Source organism: Chryseobacterium panacisoli, from assembly GCF_008274625.1.
Lineage (GTDB): Bacteria > Bacteroidota > Bacteroidia > Flavobacteriales > Weeksellaceae > Chryseobacterium > Chryseobacterium panacisoli.
Genome location: NZ_VTRU01000004.1, coordinates 19795 through 39562, shown reverse-complemented (window position 1 = coordinate 39562; position 19768 = coordinate 19795). Strand labels below are relative to the sequence as shown.

20 protein-coding genes are annotated in these 19768 nt (G+C 35.6%); 15 read left to right on the top strand and 5 right to left on the bottom strand.

Annotated features, from left to right (window positions below; all coding sequences use genetic code 11):
• Positions 1-6 precede the first annotated feature (6 nt).
• From FW781_RS15785 to FW781_RS15770, 4 genes are read left to right on the top strand one after another with little or no spacing between them, the layout of a single operon-like run.
• The gene (locus FW781_RS15785; RefSeq protein WP_228720215.1) at positions 7-741 is read left to right on the top strand and encodes a curli production assembly/transport protein CsgE; all 735 of its coding nucleotides are present in this window, start codon (positions 7-9) and stop codon (positions 739-741) included.
• A gap of 11 nt (positions 742-752) precedes the next feature.
• Positions 753-1163, top strand: coding sequence for a curli production assembly/transport component CsgF (locus tag FW781_RS15780; protein WP_149388319.1), 411 nt, complete (start codon positions 753-755; stop codon positions 1161-1163).
• A gap of 23 nt (positions 1164-1186) precedes the next feature.
• A complete protein-coding gene (locus FW781_RS15775) occupies positions 1187-2554 on the top strand; it encodes a CsgG/HfaB family protein (protein WP_149388318.1) in 1368 nt (455 codons plus the stop codon).
• Between the two features lie 11 nt (positions 2555-2565).
• Positions 2566-4077, top strand: coding sequence for a carboxypeptidase-like regulatory domain-containing protein (locus tag FW781_RS15770; RefSeq protein WP_149388317.1), 1512 nt, complete (start codon positions 2566-2568; stop codon positions 4075-4077).
• Between the two features lie 368 nt (positions 4078-4445).
• Here the strand turns inward: FW781_RS15770 and FW781_RS15765 are convergent, their stop codons facing one another.
• From FW781_RS15765 to FW781_RS15745, 5 genes are all read right to left on the bottom strand, one after another.
• On the bottom strand, positions 4446-5096 hold the full coding sequence (locus tag FW781_RS15765) for a response regulator transcription factor (protein ID WP_228720214.1): 651 nt from the start codon (positions 5094-5096) through the stop codon (positions 4446-4448).
• A gap of 213 nt (positions 5097-5309) precedes the next feature.
• Positions 5310-5777, bottom strand: a complete 468-nt coding sequence (locus FW781_RS15760) for an OsmC family protein (RefSeq protein ID WP_149388316.1) — start codon at positions 5775-5777, stop codon at positions 5310-5312.
• Between the two features lie 133 nt (positions 5778-5910).
• A complete protein-coding gene (locus tag FW781_RS15755) occupies positions 5911-7470 on the bottom strand; it encodes an Rne/Rng family ribonuclease (protein WP_149388315.1) in 1560 nt (519 codons plus the stop codon).
• Between the two features lie 367 nt (positions 7471-7837).
• Positions 7838-8128 carry an HU family DNA-binding protein gene (locus tag FW781_RS15750; RefSeq protein WP_002984212.1) on the bottom strand — a complete coding sequence of 97 codons (291 nt, stop codon included), beginning with the start codon at positions 8126-8128 and terminating at the stop codon, positions 7838-7840.
• A 316-nt stretch (positions 8129-8444) separates the two neighbouring features.
• Positions 8445-9116 carry a response regulator transcription factor gene (locus FW781_RS15745; RefSeq protein ID WP_149388314.1) on the bottom strand — a complete coding sequence of 224 codons (672 nt, stop codon included), beginning with the start codon at positions 9114-9116 and terminating at the stop codon, positions 8445-8447.
• A 179-nt stretch (positions 9117-9295) separates the two neighbouring features.
• Here FW781_RS15745 and tssO point away from each other — a divergent pair, with 179 nt between their 5' ends.
• The 11 genes from tssO to FW781_RS15695 all read left to right on the top strand — a co-directional run bounded on the left by tssO (position 9296) and on the right by FW781_RS15695 (position 19708).
• Complete coding sequence (tssO, locus tag FW781_RS15740) at positions 9296-9832, top strand: type VI secretion system TssO (RefSeq protein ID WP_149388313.1); 537 nt, start codon at positions 9296-9298, stop codon at positions 9830-9832.
• Positions 9833-9843: 11 nt separating this feature from the next.
• Positions 9844-10368: a type VI secretion system transmembrane protein TssO gene (locus FW781_RS15735; protein ID WP_047382771.1), complete on the top strand. Its 525-nt coding sequence runs from the start codon at positions 9844-9846 to the stop codon at positions 10366-10368.
• Positions 10369-10416: 48 nt separating this feature from the next.
• Positions 10417-11328 (top strand): PKD domain-containing protein, encoded by a 912-nt coding sequence (locus tag FW781_RS15730; RefSeq protein ID WP_149388312.1) that lies wholly within the window; start codon positions 10417-10419, stop codon positions 11326-11328.
• A 46-nt stretch (positions 11329-11374) separates the two neighbouring features.
• Positions 11375-13780: a VWA domain-containing protein gene (gene tssR, locus FW781_RS15725; protein ID WP_149388311.1), complete on the top strand. Its 2406-nt coding sequence runs from the start codon at positions 11375-11377 to the stop codon at positions 13778-13780.
• Positions 13781-14196: 416 nt separating this feature from the next.
• Positions 14197-14604 carry a type VI secretion system tube protein TssD gene (tssD, locus tag FW781_RS15720; protein WP_034697144.1) on the top strand — a complete coding sequence of 136 codons (408 nt, stop codon included), beginning with the start codon at positions 14197-14199 and terminating at the stop codon, positions 14602-14604.
• Between the two features lie 174 nt (positions 14605-14778).
• Positions 14779-16704, top strand: coding sequence for a type VI secretion system Vgr family protein (locus tag FW781_RS15715; RefSeq protein WP_149388310.1), 1926 nt, complete (start codon positions 14779-14781; stop codon positions 16702-16704).
• A 28-nt stretch (positions 16705-16732) separates the two neighbouring features.
• Entirely contained in the window at positions 16733-16879 is a 147-nt protein-coding gene (locus FW781_RS22500) for a hypothetical protein (RefSeq protein ID WP_172625742.1), read from the top strand.
• The gene (locus tag FW781_RS15710; protein ID WP_149388309.1) at positions 16863-17948 is read left to right on the top strand and encodes a hypothetical protein; all 1086 of its coding nucleotides are present in this window, start codon (positions 16863-16865) and stop codon (positions 17946-17948) included. Before FW781_RS22500 ends, FW781_RS15710 begins: the two co-directional genes overlap by 17 nt.
• A complete protein-coding gene (locus FW781_RS15705; protein ID WP_149388308.1) occupies positions 17927-18547 on the top strand; it encodes a DKNYY domain-containing protein in 621 nt (206 codons plus the stop codon). Before FW781_RS15710 ends, FW781_RS15705 begins: the two co-directional genes overlap by 22 nt.
• A gap of 63 nt (positions 18548-18610) precedes the next feature.
• Entirely contained in the window at positions 18611-18940 is a 330-nt protein-coding gene (locus tag FW781_RS15700; RefSeq protein ID WP_149388307.1) for a hypothetical protein, read from the top strand.
• 96 nt (positions 18941-19036) lie between these two features.
• Entirely contained in the window at positions 19037-19708 is a 672-nt protein-coding gene (locus tag FW781_RS15695; RefSeq protein ID WP_149388306.1) for a hypothetical protein, read from the top strand.
• The last annotated feature ends 60 nt before the right edge of the window (positions 19709-19768 follow it).

Here is a 19768-nt window from a genome sequence, read left to right as displayed (position 1 = left end):
ACACAAATGATGAAACTTTTATATTCCCTTAGCCTGAGCACATTTTTTAGCTTCCTGTCCGTATGGACCTATGGGCAGGAAGATAAAAAAATAAATGCAAGAATAGAGAGCAGCCTCCTTGAAAATCAGATTATACTGAAAGCCATTGTCATGAACAATACCACTGTTTATAAGGAACTGAACTACCTTTTGGTTTCGATTAAAAAAGGAAACGGTGGGAATCTTTCAAACAATCAGCAGAGTGGTAAATTCTCTGTGAATCCCAATGAAGTTAAAATATTATCGGAGATCAGTGTCAACCTTGAATCAAAAGACGCCTTGAAGGCTTTTCTTTATATCAGGGATGAAGAAACACAAAAGCTGGTCGCCAAAGACAGTCTGGAGCTCAACAGCGATCTTTTTAAAAAGAAAACGGCAAAGGTAGAAGAAGATGCGGCTTATGAGCTGAGAGGATTGACCATTGATGAAACAAAAACCAAAGTCGGAAAAGATTTTTATGATCTGTTTTATATGCAATACAGCCAGCTTCCGGATAAAAGCAGCAGTGCTATAACGATTACAGAACTCCCCCTTCGCGGAACAAGCGGCCAGATTAATATTCAGATTGAGGATAAAATTATATACAGTTTTATGACCAATCCTGCAGAAGATTATTTAAAAGAGCAGCTGGTCTACAGCTTAAAATATATCAAAGAATTTAATGCTAAGAAAAACCTTATTAAAAATGAATTTATCTATTAAAAATGTCCGTCATGAAAACCCTTATCATTATTTTGACCTTTATCGCGGGTATTTTCTACGGAAAATCTCAGCAGCTCGTCTATAAACCGGTGAATCCGGCTTTCGGAGGAGATACGTTTAATTATCAGTGGCTTTTGAGCTCTGCTAATGCACAAAATCAATTTGATGAAAAAAATGATTTTAGCGATCTGCTGGATCGTGTAAATTCTCTTGACAGCTTTACCCAGAGTCTCAACAGACAGATTCTCAGTGAGCTTTCAAGAAAACTGTTTGATGAACAGTTTGGTGATGGAAGTATAAAGCCCGGAAATTATCTTTTCGGATCGCTCTACTTACAGATTACCAATACTAATCAGGGACTTTTAATCAATATTTTGGATACCAGTAATGGCGATCAGTCCGAGATCGTAATTCCGAAATAGGAATAACTAAAAATAAACTTACCATGACAACCTACACTTACACCAGAATCTTTTTCTGTAGTTTCCTGCTATGCATTCTGCAGGCTTGCAGTTCAATATTTGGTTTACCTTCGGATCCCGAAAAACCAACAATGGGTGAGGTTACTTCCTCTACCGCAGAATTGAAAAATCTTCCCCTTCCCAAAGAAAAAATTGTAATAGGGGTCTACAAATTCCGGGATCAGACCGGCCAGTACAAACCTTCCGAAAACGGAAACAACTGGAGCACGGCAGTCCCTCAGGGAACCACTACCATTCTTATCAAGGCATTAGAAGACAGCCATTGGTTTATCCCTATTGAAAGGGAAAATATTGCCAATCTTCTCAATGAAAGACAAATCATCCGTTCCACACGACAGGAATATATAAAGGATGCAGATAAAAACAGTCAGGCACTTCCTCCTCTTTTATATGCCGGAATTCTTCTTGAAGGCGGCGTCATCTCCTATGACAGCAATATTCTCACCGGAGGGCTTGGAGCAAGGTATTTCGGAATCGGTGCTTCTACACAATACCGCCAGGACAGAATTACTATTTACCTTCGTGCTGTTTCTACCCTTAACGGAGAAATTCTTAAAACAGTTTATACCTCTAAAACCATTCTTTCAACCAGCGTCAACGGAAGTTTTTTCAGATATATTGATACAGAAAGACTGCTGGAAGCTGAGGTGGGACTCACCCAGAATGAGCCCGTTCAGCTTGCTGTAACCGAGGCTATTGAAAAAGCAGTAAAATCTCTTATTGTAGAAGGAATAAGAGATAAAATCTGGGGGAAAGCGGTAGATTCCAATGGAGGATACGAGGCTTTAATTAATGAATATAACAGAGAGCAGGAGCAAAATAACGGAAGGGCAGTGGGCGGCAAATATCCGGAGAACTACAGACAGAAAGTTTCTGTATTTGCCAATGTTGAAGGGCAAAAAGTGAAAGATGACTACGTAGGCCCAAAAATGAATGCAGGAGGCAAAATAGGATTCAAATATTTCCTTACTCCTTACCTGAATGTTGAATTGAATGGCAGTTATTTTACGCTGGAAAATTCAAATATTGTGAAAAGAAACTATTTCGGCCCCGAAGTGAACCTGGAGTATCTGCTTTTTCCTAAATACAGATTCAGTCCATACATATACGGCGGGGCAGGAGCAATGTATTCATCAAAATACAAACCCCAATATAAAGCACAGTTCGGAGGAGGTCTGGAATATATGATCAGCCGGAATGTTTCACTGAGAGCTTCGGCTCAATATGACCTGGGCTTTAAAGATAACTGGGAAGGCCTTGTGAATGGAAAAAGGAAAGATCAGGCTTTACGCTTCGGTATAGGAATCAATTTTTACTTCGGAAACAAATAAAAACACGAATTATGAAAACTTTAATTAAAATACTCAGCATATTCATCTTTGCTTTTTGTCTGTTTTCATGCAATGAAGACCTTGTAGAACAGGCTCAAACAGGAACTCTAAAAGGAAAAGTTGTAAAAAGAGGCAGTAATGTACCGCTTTCAAATGTGAAAATCTTTACCAACCCTACAACACAGACGGTTTTTAGCGGTACAGACGGTTCTTTTGAAATCGCAGCTATGCCGGTAGGCAATTATTCTGTAAAAGCAGAGCTTTCAGGATATATTACCAGTTTTCAGTCCGTCAATATACAGAATCAAAATCAAGTGGTAACAGCAGTTTTTGAAATGGATGATGATACATCATTGAATTCTCCTCCCGCTACACCACAGTTGCTAAGTCCGATAGATAACGCAGTAAATCAACCTTTGAGCGTCGAATTAACCTGGAGCGCAACAGATCCGGATACAGCGGATGTTTTAAAATACAGTTTGGCAATTAAAAATAATCTTGACACTAATGTGATTCAGGTTAATGATTTGACAGCTAATCATTATACGCTTTCAAATCTGAAGTTTGGTGTAAGTTACTTCTGGCAGGTGTCTGTTTCGGACGGCATTCACCAGCCAGTTTTAAGCTCTATCAGTAAATTTACTACCAATACGGTGCCGGCCAACAGGTACCATTATGCCCAAAAGCAGAATGGAAACTTCGTTATCATCTCCAGTGATGATCAGGGAAATAATTTCCAGTTTACCAATTCTTCCTACAACAGCTGGCGGCCACGTAAGAATAATAATGCGGGTCTCATTGCTTTCCTTCGTACAGAAGGCGGAAGTACTCATATTTATACAGCCAATCCTGACGGTTCCAATCCTTTTAAAGTAACAACTGTGGCAGTGGCGGGTTTTAATAATTATGAAATGGATTTTGCATGGAGTACAAACGGTAAGGAGCTTATTTATTCTAACTTCAATAAACTATACAGGATCAATAAAGACGGCAGCGGCCTGAGTCTGGTATACACTACTCCTGACGGAAGTATGATATCGGAATGCGACTGGAGTTATGATGGTAGTAAAATAGCTTTGAAAACCAACGATTATAATGGTTATAATACCAAGGTTTATGTTATAGACATGACGGGAACTGTCCTTAAAACCGTATTGTCCGGTTCTCCGGGAGCCAGCGGTGGACTGAATTTCTCTGTAGACGGACAGCTTCTTCTTTTTACCCGTGATGTCTCAGGATATCTGGACGGAAGTGGAAATTACAGACAATTGGATTCGCATATTTTCATCTATAATCTCGTCACAGATGTTATAAGTGATATTTCCGCCGAAAGCGAAAAAGTGATGGGAACCAATGATCTTGACCCAAGATTCTCACCGAATAATGCGCAGATTATTTTTATGAACACTTCCAATGATAATATTTCGCAAAGAAATGTGATGGTTATTGACCTTAATAGCAGTATGACAGATCTTACCCGGACGGCGCTTTTCAGTAACGGGGAGATGCCGGATTATGAATAAGGTTCAAAGTTCAAGGCTTTTAAGTTTGAGTTTAATCTTGTTTGGCTGCTTTTCATTATCAATGATGGGCTTTGCAAAACAAATTGGCTAAAGATATTAAAAGCCAGGGTTTTAAAGTTTAAAGTTCCAAGTTGTGAGCTCAGAGATTAGAGATTTGAGTTGTTTGCAGATAAGCAATAAGGTAAAAAGTGTAGAGAAACTTTTTCATAGCTCAATTTCTGATCTCTATGTCTCACTTCTGATGATCTTACAGTGAATTTGGATTAATAATAAGTTGCGCCTGATTTTAGCAATAAGAAATGAATTCAGGCAAAAAAAAATTCCAGACTGTAAAGTTTGGAATTTTTTGAGTTTTTCATGGGGGAATTTCAGTCGATAATATGATTCTCAATAGCATATTTTACAATTCCGACTGAGTTTTTCGCATTGAGTTTCAAAAGAATTCTTTTTCGGTGTGTTTCTACCGTATTGATGCTGATAAAAAGTTTTTCAGAGATATCTTTGCTGCTGCATCCGTCACAGATCAGTTTAAGGATTTCCATTTCACGGCGGGTGAGGGGTTCTTTGATGTGTGGGCTTTGTTTTTCCTGTTCGCTGCTGATGAAATTCATCATTTTTTCCTTTGCATGATCACAGATATAGATCTCATTAAGGAGTAAAACATTAATGGATTTCAGAAACTCATCATAGGTGCAGTTTTTGTCCAGATAGCCTTTGATGCCTTTGTTGAAGAGCTTCCGCATATCTATCACATCATAAGAGCTTCCTATGACAATGATTTTGATGTTTTTATATTGGGAAATAATGCTTTCTACCAACTTGCAGATTTCTGTAAGCATGAGCATATTGGAGCTCATGATAAGCATTTCCGATGGTTCTTCTTTTAAATGTTTGGAGAGGGTTTCTAAAGAATTACAAATGTCAATGGTACTAAAAATTTTGCTTTGTGAAAGCAGTCTTGATAATCCCTCTGTATACAGCATGGGTTCATCAAAAATTGTCAATCTTGGTTTCATCATGGTCTGTTTTGTTTATATAAAAATAGTAAAAAAACTTTACATTTTAGATAAAATTGACAAATATTTTGAAATTATTGTATTTTTATTGATGGTAAAACATTATTTTTATTGATTTTTTATTAAATAATTCTCTTTTAGTGGAGTTTTTTAGAGTTATTACTGTTAAAATGTACTGTTCATCATTGTTTCATGAATTTAATTTAAGATGTTGTGTTATTTAAATAACGTGGTAGGGATATGCTTCACCTGAAAATTGACCGAGTTGGCAATGAAACAAAATTCGTTGGCTTTATGATGAAGCTGTTGTGCTTTTTCAACCATTGATTCTTCTGCAACTGTTACTTTGGGATGTAAGGTTGCTTCCGTAAAATGGCCGCTTCCACTGGTTGTTTCTTCCATTATACCAGTAGCTTCATCAGTATATTCTGTTACAACAATGCCGGCTTCAGAACAGAAATGGAGATACCAAAGCATATGACAGGAGGAAAGAGAAGATAAAAACATTTCTTCAGGATTATACTTCTTTCTGTCTCCTCGGAATGCGGGATCAGACGAACCTTCAATTAAAACTTTATTTTGTGCTGAAATAGTGTGGCTTCTTTCGTAATCTCTATATCCGCTGGTTCCTGTTCCCTGGTTGCCTGTCCACTGGACGGCTATTTTATAATGGTGGTTTTTCATAGTTTAAAGATAAAAAGATAAAAGATAAAAGATAAAAGATGTTGTTATTAAAATTCAATAGGGTGGCTTTAGTCAACTTCGATACTAAATAGCAATAAAAAAACCTCCAGTACAACTGAAGGTTTTAAATTTTTTAATTAGAGAATTCTATTAATTCTTCTTTTTTAGCATTGTAGATTTTGTATTCTAGGTATTTAAAAGAATCCCTTGGAACGATGGTTACCCATTTTTTGTATTTGATAAACCATTTCATCTGGATGCTTTTGATGCCTTTTGTAAGGTAGGCTTCCACAAACGGGTGTACATGCAGGTATATTTTTCCTTTTTCTTTCTGCAGGATATTTCTTAAGGTTTCACCCATTCTTTCCACGATAACAATAGGAGCTACAATTTCTCCGTCTTTGTTCGGGTTTTCTTCTTTGGTATCGATCTGTTTTTCCGGACGATTTCTTTGTCTGGTGATCTGGATCAATCCAAATTTACTTGGAGGAAGTATTTTATGGCGTGCTTTGTCGCGCTTCATTTCCTCTTTCAGATGCTCGTAAAGATCTCTTCTGTGATCAGAATTCGGCATGTCTATGAAATCAATAACGATGATCCCTCCCATATCGCGGAGGCGAAGTTGTCTTGCGATTTCAGTGGCAGCCATTTTGTTCACTTTCAGTGCATGTTCTTTATTGACAGCGGCTCCGGTAGTAATATTGTTGCCGGAGTTCACATCAACGACGTGAAGTGCTTCTGTGTGTTCAATAACAAGATAGGCGCCTTTGGAACTTGGAATGTTAACGTGTTTTCCGAAGCTCTGTTTAAGCTGTTTTTCAACATTGTAATATTCCAGAAGAGGAATATGGGAATCATAAAACTGGACAATATTTTTCTTTTCAGGGGCAATTACTTCCACGTAATTTGTCATTTCGTTTACCATTTGCTCATCATCGCAGATGATATTGACGAAATCCTGATTAAAATTGTCTCTTAAAATAGCTGAAGCTTTGTCTTCTTCGCTTAAAACTTTGGACGGAACTTTATTTCTCTGAATATTTTTAAAAGTGCTTTCCCATTTCTGAACCAGCTGGTTCATGTCGTTATGAAGATCCGCTACTTTTTTTCCTTCGGCTACTGTTCTGATGATAACTCCGAAACCTTCAGGTTTGATGCTGTCGATAAGGGTTCTCAGTCTTTCCTTTTCTTCAAAACTTCTGATCTTTTTAGAAATAGAAACTTTATTGTCGAAAGGGATCAGAACCAGAAAGCGTCCTGTCAGAGAGATTTGGGTAGAGATTCTTGGGCCTTTTGTAGAAATTGGCTCCTTCGTGATTTGCAGAAGAACTATGTCGTCCTTGGCGATCACTTTATCTACCGTTCCATTTTTGTCTATTTCGGGTTGTATCTCGAAATTCTTTAAGCTTGAAGTGCTTTGTTTTTTAGAAATAGTATCTTTTAAAAACTTTCTGTATGTAAGATACTGAGGTCCCAGATCCTGATAATGCAGAAATGCATCCTTGTCATATCCGATATTAACGAATGCTGCATTCAGGTTGGGGGCTAGTTTTTTGACTTTTCCTATAAACAGATCTCCAACTATAAAATCGCTTTTGTCCTCTTGCTCATGAAGTTCACATAGTCTTCCGTCTTCCAGTAATGCAATCTTTGTAAGATCATCTTCATGCGAAACTATTAGTTCTTTCTTCATTTTTTAATAAGATAAAATTGTTAAGATTATAGGAAGTGGATGTTTTTCTCGATTAATTCATCTATTAAATATAAGGATTTTGAATGAAAACCATTATATGTTTATTAAAATAATATTTGAAACCCTCCGTTTTCCGCGGAATCTTATAGTTGCAAACAAAAATATAGTTAGTGAACTTTAAAAATTTAAATCCACCAACTATATTATTATATTGTAAATCTCTAGAAGGAGAGATTATTTTTTCTTATGTCTGTTTGCTCTTCTTCTTTTCTTTCTTTTGTGAGTCGCAACCTTGTGTCTTTTTCTTTTCTTTCCGCTTGGCATAATTTTAATTTTTTAGTAACTAGTTAATATTCAGTTAATGTTCTTATTTTACTGCAACTTTAGTTTTTACTTTCTCAACAAAAGATTTTGAAGGTTTGAAAGCAGGAATGTTATGAGCAGGAATCTCAATTGCAGTGTTCTTAGAAATATTTCTTCCTGTTTTAGCAGCTCTTGTTTTAATGATAAAAGATCCAAAACCTCTTAGATAAACGTTATCCCCATTATACATAGAAGTTCTGATCTCCTGCATAAAAGCTTCTACAACTTTCTGTGTTTCATTCTTTTCTGTTCCCAACTTATTTGAGATGGTGTTTACCAATTCTGCCTTTGTCATTTCCTTATTTTAATTTTAAATTTTAGGTGTGCAAATTTAGTTAAAAAAATTGAATACTAGCAAATTAGTGGCAAAATATTTTTATTCAAATCGTTGAGCTCTTAATGTATATGCTATATTAAGGCAGGATTATAATAATTTAACAATAAAATAATCTAACGGTATAAAGGTACAAAAAAAATAATGAACAAAATTTAATAAATGCCGGTAGGATGGGTCCTGCAGGGTTTTCTTACTTTATATTAAGTATTCACGAACCCTTTTCAGTCTCCACCGGTTATCCGGAATTTTAAATTTTAATTAGAAATCAGAATTTTTATAAACTGGAATTATAATATCCGTTTTCTACGCAGAAACGTATAAGATGAAGCTTGGTTTTCAGGCCCAGCTTTTCTGTAAGCCGGTTGATATAAGTATCAATAGTTCTTGTGCTCAGGTTAAGTTTTTCTGCAATTTCTTTATTACTGAAGCCTTCATAGCAGAATCTCATCAGCTGTATTTCAGCGGGAGAAAGCTCTTCCTGTCCCTTTTTCTGTCTGTCCATATATTCCTGTACGGCAAGGGGCTGCTGTTCCCATTCTTTGGAATAGGTTTGATAATCAAAGTCTTCAGAAGCAATGCTTCCTTTAATAATATCCTTTATAATGGTGCTTTTTTTCTGGCAGTAATAGATATTGGGAATTTTTGAAAGAATTTCAGCCATATCTTCCTGATAAGTGCCGGAATAGGTAATAATAGGCGTTTCTGAGTTGTTTTTCCGGATGTATTTGATAGCTTCAATTCCGCTTAATACGGGCATAAATAGCTCAATGATGAAGACATCCTCCTGCCTTCTGTAGATTCTGTTTACCAGCTCGTGTCCATTGTTACAGTCATTCAGAAGCATATAGAAAGGGTTCTCCATGAGTGTTTTGATCATTATTTTTTTAAAATAAAAATCACTGTCAGCAATAGAAAAACGTACGGTATTAGATAATATTTTACTCATTCTTAATATCGATTTGGCGAATGATATTTAAAATTTAGAGGTCTAATTTATGAAAAACTTATCAAAGTGGAAATTAATATTAATTTAATCAGGGTTTTCACGAAACAGGTCTGGGGAAACTACGTATTGTGCATGAATTTTTTTTTTTATATTTTCACAGGCCAAACAAATCGCAAATTATGTCTTCTAACAGGGAAAAAAAATTAAACAAATCTGACGTCAGAATAGGCATTTGGAAGTTTATTCTGTCTTTTGTCGTTTTGTCGGTTGTAACTTTTACGTGCTTATTTCTCTTCTTTAAGAGTTATGATATACAACGTGAGGGAATCAGCCGGGATGCTGAAGCCTATAAAGAACTGATGCTTCGAAGTGACGTTCTTAAAGATCACATTGATGATATTTATGACAAAATGAACCAGCTTAGTATTAATAAGGTGGAGAATGAAGTGTTCCTTAGAACCAGTATTATGGATAATGTGAGAGATGCCAAGAATATTATGGGTAAAGACAGTGCGCAGAGCTTTAAGCATTATGCTATACTGATGAAGCAGATTGTGCCTATGCTGACCTTAAAGGCCAAGATCACTGAGGTAGAGTATAAGAAAAAAACAGTTCTAAGGGATCTGGATGAATGTATGGGTAAAATAAAGGTAACCAATAACGAGCTTAGAAAAGACCCTACAAGAAATTTCACAGGAAGTAAAAGAAGAAGATAAAAAAGAAAGATATGCAAGGACAAATCACATTATCAAAGAAAGAAAGGCATTATCAGTTTTTTTATTTAATACTGATGCTTGTGACTGCCATGTTATTTTTGGGAGTCATCTTTTTAAAAGGTTTTGTATCTCCATTTTCTGATGAAGATGTAAGAGGAATTCAGAATCTTGAACAGAAAGCCGAATTTGAGCGTCATCAAAAAATTGTTATTCCTATCATGGATAGTACCTATACGATGATCACAAAGCTTACCGATGACGGTCCTCAGCCATTTATAGAAAATAATATTCAGTTAGGGGTTAATGATATTAACAGCTATTTTAACAGTACCGATGTTGTTGATATCAGAAAAGATGCTTATCCTCAGATTGCAAAATTCTATAAAATGTACTATGATGACAAAAAAGTGATTTCAACTACCTCAGAAGACATTAAAATCTTTCAGAAGCAGGTAGATGAATGCAGAATCGGGTTTAAGGATAAGCAAAATAAGCTTTATCAGCGTGAGCAGGATCTGAAAGCGAGAGTACAATAAGTAATAAATACCAGGAACTTTACATAAAACACATCACAATTACTAACTATGAATTATTTTCAAAAGAACAAGAAAAACATTATTATCGGTGTTGTTGCAACTTTGCTCATCGCAGCATTGGTTGCGCTATGGCTGCAGAAAAAAGTCATCCATTCAGCCGATGATATTGTTGGGGTAGTTTATCCGTCTTCACTGGCGGTAGGAGACACACTTTTATTCGAAGATAAAACCCAGTTTGCGAAAACCAAAAGATGGAATTTCGGAGACGGTACAACTTCAGATAAAAACAGTGGGATTCACTTCTATAATAAACCGGGGTACTATCAGGTGAGTTTGATCGTTGACAATAAGTATACGAAATCTTTCCCTGTAATGGTAAGCGCAAGAGGCATTCAGAAAGCAAAAGATACAGCAAAAAATGCAACGACCATTGAGGCTGTGGCTCAGGCTATGCAAAATGAAAGCGTATCTTTCCGTGCCATTTCTGATGCGAAAGTGTTTGCTTGGAAATTCGGAGAAACAGGAAATACAGATTCTAAAGATAAGTTTACGATCTATTCCTACAAAAAACCCGGAGACTATGTGGTAACGCTGTACACTGAAGAATCTCAGGAGCCTATCTATCACCATATCAAGATTCTTCCGGCTTATGATGCTCTTGCAGAAGAAGAAGTTTCAGTAGAAGATTCTTATGCAAGGGTAGATAGTGATTTCAAATATCACCTGCAGCAGATTGCGAATGGAAACAGTTTCAATATGCATTACAATTACCTGTTGAGAACCTATCTGTGTAACAATGAAAACACAGTAGTAAAGGTAAATGACAGCAAAGTGAACAACTTCTACATGTATTGTGCCGGTCTTCAGTTTGACAAAAACACAGTGATTCAGACTGTGAAAGTGAACCTGGATGATAAGCAGGAGTGTGTAACCAAAGTAGAAATCAACCAAAGCAAATAATATCATCCGGTTGTACGGATGCGCCAATCATTAAAGATAAAATAGGATGAAAAATAAATTTCCTCTAGCAGCATATTATATAGGGTTATCAGTATTATTGACGAGTTGCCAGGTAAAACTGCCGTCAAAGAAAACCCCGGAACCGTCACAGTACGGGCAGGTGGATGCTTCCCCTGTCGTTAACGGATATCCTAAAAAGTCGGCTCCATGGATCGTTATTTCAGACAGATCGAGAAATACCGCTTATCTGGATAAAGATGATGAGAAATCTTACAAAGAAGTAAAATTCCTTGAACCTTTAATGGTTTTAAAACATAGAGACGGAATGGTAAAAGTAGCGGAATATGTTCCGGATGCTTTAATGAAAAAAGTTTCGTCAAAATCCATCAAAACTTATGGATGGATTCCGGAATCTGACCTTCTTCTCTGGAACAATGCTTTAAAAAGTGAAAAAACAGGATATCCTGTAAGAGTAGCTGTAGTGCCAAGTAACAGCGAAGTCATCAAAAATGCCGAAAGGTACTATAAGAATGACTCTATTATGGTGTTCAATTCACCAAGTCTTATTGAGACAGCCAATGTAAAGATTCCAAACGGACAAATTGTATATGTTTACAAACAGGCTGAAAACAACAAACGATTTTTAGTAGGTAAAAAACCTTCAATTGATATAGACAGCATCGGCAAAGGACTTTACGGATGGGTAAGTTCTAATGTGATTTCCAGCTGGGGAGAGCGTTCTGCCATTAAGCTGAAAAATACAACAGGAATCAACGATTCTACATTAGGAATCTATGAAGGATATCCGGGAGGATCCGGATCAGATGCTGAAAATAAAAAAGCAATTCTTCTTACAGATGTTAACAAAAGAACACAGCTTGAGAATATCTTTCCTGTAAATCTTCCATTGGACCAGGCTCCAACTCCGGATTCAAAAACAAAATATTTTACCAATATTTTAGATTACAGCAAAAACTTTGTATCGAACGTATTGGGTGAGCCTATTTATTTTGACCGTTACAGAGAGATCACAGAAAGAGATAAAAATATTAATATTGTTTTTGCATTGGATGTAAGTGCAGGAAATGCTCCTTATGCACCTATTGTAAAATCACTACTGCAGGATCTTCAGCTTAGATTTGAAAAACCATCTTATTTTAACAATGTTAAATATGGAGTGGTTTTATATAAAAATAATCCTTGTGGGGAAAATATTTCTGTATCAAACTTAAGTGCGGACTACAGCAAAATGACAGCGTTTATTGATCAGAAAACGAATGAGATGAACTGTGCAAGCACTAGCGGTTATCAGCCGGTAGGTGAAGCTCTTACTGCAGCAGGGAACCTTCTTTCAAACGTATCTGATGAAACCAATATTGTGGTCACTGTAGGAACTTCTGCCAATCAAAGCGGAAATATGTACAGTGTGATCAGCTCACTTACTCAGGCTCAGGCAAGACTGATCATGTTCCAGACGAGTGCAAGATCATCAGATACCTACAACGATTTCGTATTGATGGCAGAAAATGTTGTGACCAATACAGCCAAAAATATTGCTGAACTTAAAAAACAAAAGATCATCAACCAGTATGATGTTCTTACTAAGAATAACTTCAGTCTGGTAGAAGGTGATGCAGGATTCTTCTCACTGGCTTACCCTAAACAGAGTATGTCTCAGGGATTTGTTATCTTTCCTAAAAAAGGTGATATTACAACTCCGGGATTCCTGAAAAAATCTGTTGACAGCCTTATTTCACAGGTTACTTTAGATAATCAGAATATTGATAAATCACTTAATGAATATTTCCATTCATCAGTGGGAGCAGGAAAAACAGATGTTGATGTAAAATACAAATATCTGTATCCGGGCCTTACCAATCCGGTATCTGCAGGAATTGCAGCACAGCTGATCAACTACGGAAGCCCATTCCTTGTAAAAGGATATATTCCAAAAGATCTGAAAGATTATACTCCTGGAATAGAAAAAGGAATCCTTATTTCTGAATCGGAATATGACAACTTAAAAGCTTTCTATACCGAAGTATACAGAAATACTGAGGCAGACCGTCCAAGCTTTAATCAGGCGAAAGCAGTGAAAGAATATGTAAAGCTGCTGAAGAAATATAACCCAACTATAAAATTCCTGGATAAAGGAGCACTTTATGAGCAGCCAATGTCTTATGCTATTGGAATGAGTACAGGATTTGATCTTTCCGAAGAAGAACTGATGGCTAAGTACAAACTGAAAGGTTGGAAAAAATCCAAGGTTGTTCCTAGTGAGACCGTGAAAAATTATTTCTATCACTACAAAAATTTAGCAGACAGAATGCTTGCCAACAGAAATAATCCAGCTGTGAAGATCCAGCAGAACGGGCAGACTTTCTACTGGCTTAATGAATACTTTACCCCTTCAAGAATTCCGACAGAACAACCGGAATATACAAAGCATTAAGAAATTCATTTTTATAATATCAAAAAGCAGGAGTACATACTTCTGCTTTTTTTGTGTCCAAAAACCGGAAGCGGAAAGTCGAATCGTATTAACTTTAAACCTTAAATTTTAAATCCAAAATTCACAGCGAAGCGAATTGACTATCTATTATCTGACTGTAATTTCTCAATTATTTCTCTTTATAGTGCAAAATTGGTTTTTATCTTAAAAATGGGATTTAATTTAAAATGCTGTATTGATGAGTGTTGCGGTGTGGTGTTTAAATCTATTGTCGTAGAATTACGACAAGAAATCGTAGAACTACTACAATTTCTCAGATTTATATTGAAAAGTTTTTTTTAGCGAAAAAGAGCCTCTATATTTGCTAAACAATCACTGAATCACAAAATATTACTAACGATTAAAATTTACTAATCATGGCCGAAAGAAATTCAAGAGGAATCTTAAAATTTAACAACGGTGAAGGACAGAAGCTGTTAAAAATGAACTACAGCGTATCCAGATCTACAGACGTGTCAGGACGTGTAGCATCAGACCCTTCCAATGCTCTTATCAAAGTAACAGTAGAAGCTACTGAGAAATCTGATATTCTTGAAAGCTTACTGAATGGTAAATACAAACCTACAGTGGGAGAAATTACATTCAACAAATCTCACGAAGAAGGAACATTGATTACTTTGAACTGGCAGAACGGATATGTAATTCAACATCAGGTTGATTTTGATGCAATCGACAGCAATAGCATGCTTATCAGCTTCGTAATAAGTGCTGAAACCATTGACTATGGTACTTCTCAGTATGCTGGACTTTGGCCTTCAAGCTAAAATTTACACACATTATCAACATTCATAAGAAAAAAGACTGTCCCTAATTTAAGGCGGTCTTTTTTTGCCTGAATGAAAAACTTATACCAGGAAATATTACTTCATAACCTATTTATATAGTGTCTGTTATATAAAATAGTGTTATCTTTAATACAAAACACAAACACAAAGCATATGAAAACCGAATCAAAGACAAAAGGATCTTCCTTCCGTCCGTCACAAAATGCAGACGGAATATCCGAGAATCATCATGCAGGAATCAACCGGCTGGTTAAATTGTCGCTGGTTGTGGAAGGTAAAATTATTAAGTACTACAAACATTTCACTCTTAAACAAAAAGCTAGCCACCACCACGAATTCAGTCTTATCCTTGCCCATGACGCATTGGGAGACAGGCAGAGCCACACCCTTGAAGAAGCTAATAAATTTTTGGGAAAGCGCCTTACTGCCGTTATTTCCTACAAAGATATTGAGAAAAGCCCTGAACGGAACTTTGTCGGAATCATTACCAAAGTAGGTTTCAGTCAGGAAAAAATGAGTCTTGGAAATATCGTGATTTCCGGATACAGTCCAACAATTTTACTGGACGGGGCTCCGCATATCCAAAGTTTTGGCGGTGGACAGCCTGTTAATATGGGTATCATAGCTGAAGAAGTAATCAAACAGGGAATTGATAAAGAACGGTTTGATATACGGGTAGACACCAATGATTATTCTCAGATCATTTACAGCAGTCAATACAATGAAACCCATTACAATTATCTGGCAAGAATGGCAGAAGCTTACGGGGAACAATTTTATTATGATGGAGAGGTACTGCATTTCGGAAAGCTTCCACCACAGAATAAGCCTATCAAACTGCTCTACGGAAGCAACGCAGATAACGTTAGGGTAGAATTAAAAGCTGTACATACAAAACCTCAATACTATGGCTATAACAGCAGTAAAAATGAAAAACTGACTTCCGGGGAAACTCCTGTAAGTCATCTGGGTGATCTTGCCCGTACAGCATACAGCCATAATGATAAAATATATAAAACTCCGGCGCTTCAGGTTGCTCCTATTAAAGCAACAACCCACCTGGATGTAGAACATTCCCAAAGAAGTACTTCAGGAAGCGAAGCAGTAAATGTATTTTCTGTTTCCGGATCTACCACAGTTCCGTTTTTACATCCGGGATGTATTGTGGATATTCACATGAGAAAGCCGGACAGCAACAAAACTTCGTATTTTACCAAAGTGATGGTAACAGAAGCCGTTCACGAAATTGATACGATCGGACATTATTCAGGAACTTTTGAATCTATTGCGGCAGATACTGGTTTTTTACCTAAACCGGAATTTAATGTACCTGCTGCACAGCCACAGATTGCAACCGTAATTTCAAATACTGATCCGGAAGGGCAGGGAAGAGTTCAGGTGAGATTTGACTGGCAGATGAATGATACCACCCACTTTGTCCGTGTAATGAGCCCTGATGCGGGAGGAACAGATCAGATCACCCAAAACCGCGGTTATGTGGCCATTCCTGAAGTAGGAGATCAGGTGATGGTCAATTTTGTTCACAGTCACCCAGACAGACCTTTTGTGATGGGAGGAATGTTCCATGGAGGAATTGGTCTTGGAGGTGGTGCAGACAACCGTGTAAAATCCATCCAGACACGAAGTGGACACAGAATCGTTTTCACAGAAGATGAAAGCATCATTATTACAGATAAAAGCGGTAATGAAATTCATCTGGATACTACCGGAAGCAATATTAACATCACTGCTCCGGAAACCATGACCTTGAACTGTAAGAATATGAATATTAATGTAGGTGAGAATATGACGACAACGGTGGGGAGAAACCAAAATACGAGTGTAGGAAATAATATTACAGTTTCTGCAGGAAATGATATTATGGAAACAGCTACGGGAAACAGAATGGAGATGTCTGATAATAGAACGGAAATGGTTGATAATACACTTCTTAGACAGTCTAATAAATCAGAAACTTTTGCCGGATCTATTGATATCAGTACAACTCAGGATAATATGACTATGCAGAGTGCTAAAACCATTGAGTGGAATAGTGGAGAGAAATCAAATCTTTTTTAGTATGGCAATTATTAAAAGATCAAAAAATATGATTCTCAAGACCACAAATAAAGAAACTGTTATTTGTGGAAAGAAGTTAGAAGAAACAACTACATCTAAATGGGTAGAAGCGATGGATGGAAAATTAGTATTGAGTAGTCCTAAAAAAATACATTCTCATGGGAACAGGAAATAGTGTAGGAGAATATAGCCCAGGAAAACCTAGTTTGAAAATTATTCCAACAATTTCTATGGCTTGCGAAAAAATTAAAGTACTCCCTACTAAAACAAAAACACTTTTATACTTACGTGTAAGTGGAGAGAGTAAAAAAGATTGGGGTGGGAATTATTCACTTATTATTAAACCCTCAAGTCCCAATATAAAACTTTCTACATCAAAATATGACAAAATAGAAGAAGGTTGGTTATTAAAAACATATGTAGAATGTAATGAAACAATTACCAATGCTTATTTAAAAATGTATATTGATGGTGTTGAAAGTAATACGATTTATATAAGTTTTAATAATGTAAAGGGAAAAGATATTTTTAATAATACGGAGAGAAATAGGTTAATAAGTGAGAATAAATATGTTTCTAACCAAGTTGATAGTAAAACCGGACATTCAGAATATGCGGGAAATTATTGTATGGGGGCTGCAGAAAGAGGAATATCAGAATTATTATTAGAGTATAAAAGTGTTTATAGTGTTGAAAGAGGAACACATAAAAGAAGAAATGAAGTGTCTTTTTTCCGCAAAACAGCATTCGATAGGGGAGATAATATGAAAAAAAATGGATTTGTAAAATTAAGTTGGGAATTTGAGAATTATAAGATTAATCAATCAGACAGAGAGAAAATAAATAGTTCTAAAGATTATAAGGAAGCAGAAAAAAAGTTTTACGAAGTCGACCAAACTATTATTTCAATATCTGATAAAGGAAAAGATCAACTATATCAACTATTTTTAAAAGATATTCTTGAAATAGGTTATCATGTCTATTATTTTACAGTAGCAGGAGGCTTTCATACATTATTATTAGTTATTGATGCAACAAAAGGCATTTGTAGCTCGACTTATATTATGTATGATCAACACGGCGAAAAGAAAAAAGGGCAAGGTGATTTAAAAGAAATAGGGGAAGGACTTAGGGCACAAACAAGCCATAATTTTGCAAATTCTTGTTTAAATAGATATAGTATTGGAAAAACAAAACATTGGGATTCAATTATAACCAAAGTATGGAAAATTCAAAAAAAATAATAGTAAGTATAATCTGTTTGCTCATTCTTTTCTCTTCAATTAGTTGTATTAAGAAAGATCGGACTAAAGAAGAAAATTCTAAAATACAGAATTTACAAAAATATACTCAAATAAAAGATATTCTTTATAGAGACGATGAAGGAAATATTTATTTTAAAACAGTTTCACATGGTGACATATCTGAAGGTATTAAACCAGAAGACATCTATATAGATGAAATAGCTCTTGATAATGGTAAAACAGAAAAATTAAAAAGCATTATTGATACAATTTCATTTAAAAGACTTAATTATATCTACTATAAAGATAATAATCTCGTTTTTGTAGAAAATCCTATGGCGTATGGCTCAACTTTTAGCATTATTACTGGTGCCGATTGTAAAACTTTTAAAGGCTTAGGAGATAGTTACTATGCTTCGGATATGAAAAATTGTTACTATAAAGGAAATGTAATAAAAAATGCTGATAGTAAATCTTTTAGAATATTAGAGCAAAAGGATGGGAATGGAAATACTTCTTATGCTAGAGATAATAATGCTTATTACAATGAAGGGAAATCAATTTCTTACTCAAAAATAAAAGAATATATAGTTGAATAAAAAGTATAACCAACTCCAAGAGGCTACTGAAAAAGATATATTTACTTTTGAAAAGGACAAAAAATGAAACTGAAAAATAAGAAGTCCATCATCTTTAAGATGTTAGTTTTTATTGGCATAGTAATAAGTTGTCATTCAAATAGTCAAAATATGCAGGAATATAATAAAGAAGTTGAAAAGTTTAATACTCAGGAACTTTACCCCAACCAGAAGAGTGCTTATGAAAAAAATGGAGATATGGTATTGTTTTATCTTTCTGGCAAGCAACATGAAATGTTTGCAAAAGTTGACCTGAAATCGCATGTTTTTGATCTACAGCATTCAAAGTTTCTTAATACGGATGATTTGCTGGAGATTAATCATTTCAAATATTTTTTACCTCAAAAGTATTGAATATCTTACAGCGGTTTTAAATATCTGATTATTGAAAAAGATTAACACCAACCTGCTTTTTGTAAAAGCACTTAAACTAATTAACCCTGAATATCAATGAACAAAATCACGGATCATTTAAAATATTTTTCCAAACTATCCGCAGCATTCATCCTAAGTATATTTAAAATTTATGCAATAGGACTTATTTCCACCATTGTTACCCTGATATTGGGAATTTATATTTTATCTGATCGTTTAGGTCCATCATTGGGACATACCGGAGCTGTTGCATTTTTAATAACAACCATAAAAGCTAAACCGGTTTCAGCAGGTCTTTTTTATGTATTGACTATTATTGCTCCATTTTTTACTGTTGTTTTTGCTACAAAATACGCGATGTCTGTAGTGATCAGCAAACTCCTTCAGGATCATTCCAAAACAATTGTAATTCCGTTTATAGATAAAGTAATTGGGATTTTTAAAGCGAAACAGCCAACGGTAATCCGTACGAGTGCTGATTTTGCAATCGCTAAAGTTAAACTTCTGAATGAGTTTAAAAATAGTTCCGAAAACAAAATACTCAAACGAATTTTAGGCTATGCTTTAAATAAAATAAAGTTCGACGAACTGAACCTGGGTGATGATAATGCAGACTTTTCCGAAATTATCAAAACTACATTGATTGATAAATTGCATGAACTGGCAGAACCCTCAGCGATGTTATTCTATATCTATATCGGACTTCAGTGGATCAGTTTGATTTTATTATATTTTTTGAATATATAAAAAAGCAAAAGAAGGCTTAGAACAGTAATTTGTTATAAAATTTAACCACCAGAATCAGGT

Coding starts and splice junctions, on each gene's coding strand:
- FW781_RS15785 (WP_228720215.1), top strand. CDS start 7: ATGATGAAACTTTTATATTCCCTTAGCCTGAGCACATTTTTTAGCTTC.
- FW781_RS15780 (WP_149388319.1), top strand. CDS start 753: ATGAAAACCCTTATCATTATTTTGACCTTTATCGCGGGTATTTTCTAC.
- FW781_RS15775 (WP_149388318.1), top strand. CDS start 1,187: ATGACAACCTACACTTACACCAGAATCTTTTTCTGTAGTTTCCTGCTA.
- FW781_RS15770 (WP_149388317.1), top strand. CDS start 2,566: ATGAAAACTTTAATTAAAATACTCAGCATATTCATCTTTGCTTTTTGT.
- FW781_RS15765 (WP_228720214.1), bottom strand. CDS start 5,096: ATGATGAAACCAAGATTGACAATTTTTGATGAACCCATGCTGTATACA.
- FW781_RS15760 (WP_149388316.1), bottom strand. CDS start 5,777: ATGAAAAACCACCATTATAAAATAGCCGTCCAGTGGACAGGCAACCAG.
- FW781_RS15755 (WP_149388315.1), bottom strand. CDS start 7,470: ATGAAGAAAGAACTAATAGTTTCGCATGAAGATGATCTTACAAAGATT.
- FW781_RS15750 (WP_002984212.1), bottom strand. CDS start 8,128: ATGACAAAGGCAGAATTGGTAAACACCATCTCAAATAAGTTGGGAACA.
- FW781_RS15745 (WP_149388314.1), bottom strand. CDS start 9,116: ATGAGTAAAATATTATCTAATACCGTACGTTTTTCTATTGCTGACAGT.
- tssO (WP_149388313.1), top strand. CDS start 9,296: ATGTCTTCTAACAGGGAAAAAAAATTAAACAAATCTGACGTCAGAATA.
- FW781_RS15735 (WP_047382771.1), top strand. CDS start 9,844: ATGCAAGGACAAATCACATTATCAAAGAAAGAAAGGCATTATCAGTTT.
- FW781_RS15730 (WP_149388312.1), top strand. CDS start 10,417: ATGAATTATTTTCAAAAGAACAAGAAAAACATTATTATCGGTGTTGTT.
- tssR (WP_149388311.1), top strand. CDS start 11,375: ATGAAAAATAAATTTCCTCTAGCAGCATATTATATAGGGTTATCAGTA.
- tssD (WP_034697144.1), top strand. CDS start 14,197: ATGGCCGAAAGAAATTCAAGAGGAATCTTAAAATTTAACAACGGTGAA.
- FW781_RS15715 (WP_149388310.1), top strand. CDS start 14,779: ATGAAAACCGAATCAAAGACAAAAGGATCTTCCTTCCGTCCGTCACAA.
- FW781_RS22500 (WP_172625742.1), top strand. CDS start 16,733: ATGATTCTCAAGACCACAAATAAAGAAACTGTTATTTGTGGAAAGAAG.
- FW781_RS15710 (WP_149388309.1), top strand. CDS start 16,863: ATGGGAACAGGAAATAGTGTAGGAGAATATAGCCCAGGAAAACCTAGT.
- FW781_RS15705 (WP_149388308.1), top strand. CDS start 17,927: ATGGAAAATTCAAAAAAAATAATAGTAAGTATAATCTGTTTGCTCATT.
- FW781_RS15700 (WP_149388307.1), top strand. CDS start 18,611: ATGAAACTGAAAAATAAGAAGTCCATCATCTTTAAGATGTTAGTTTTT.
- FW781_RS15695 (WP_149388306.1), top strand. CDS start 19,037: ATGAACAAAATCACGGATCATTTAAAATATTTTTCCAAACTATCCGCA.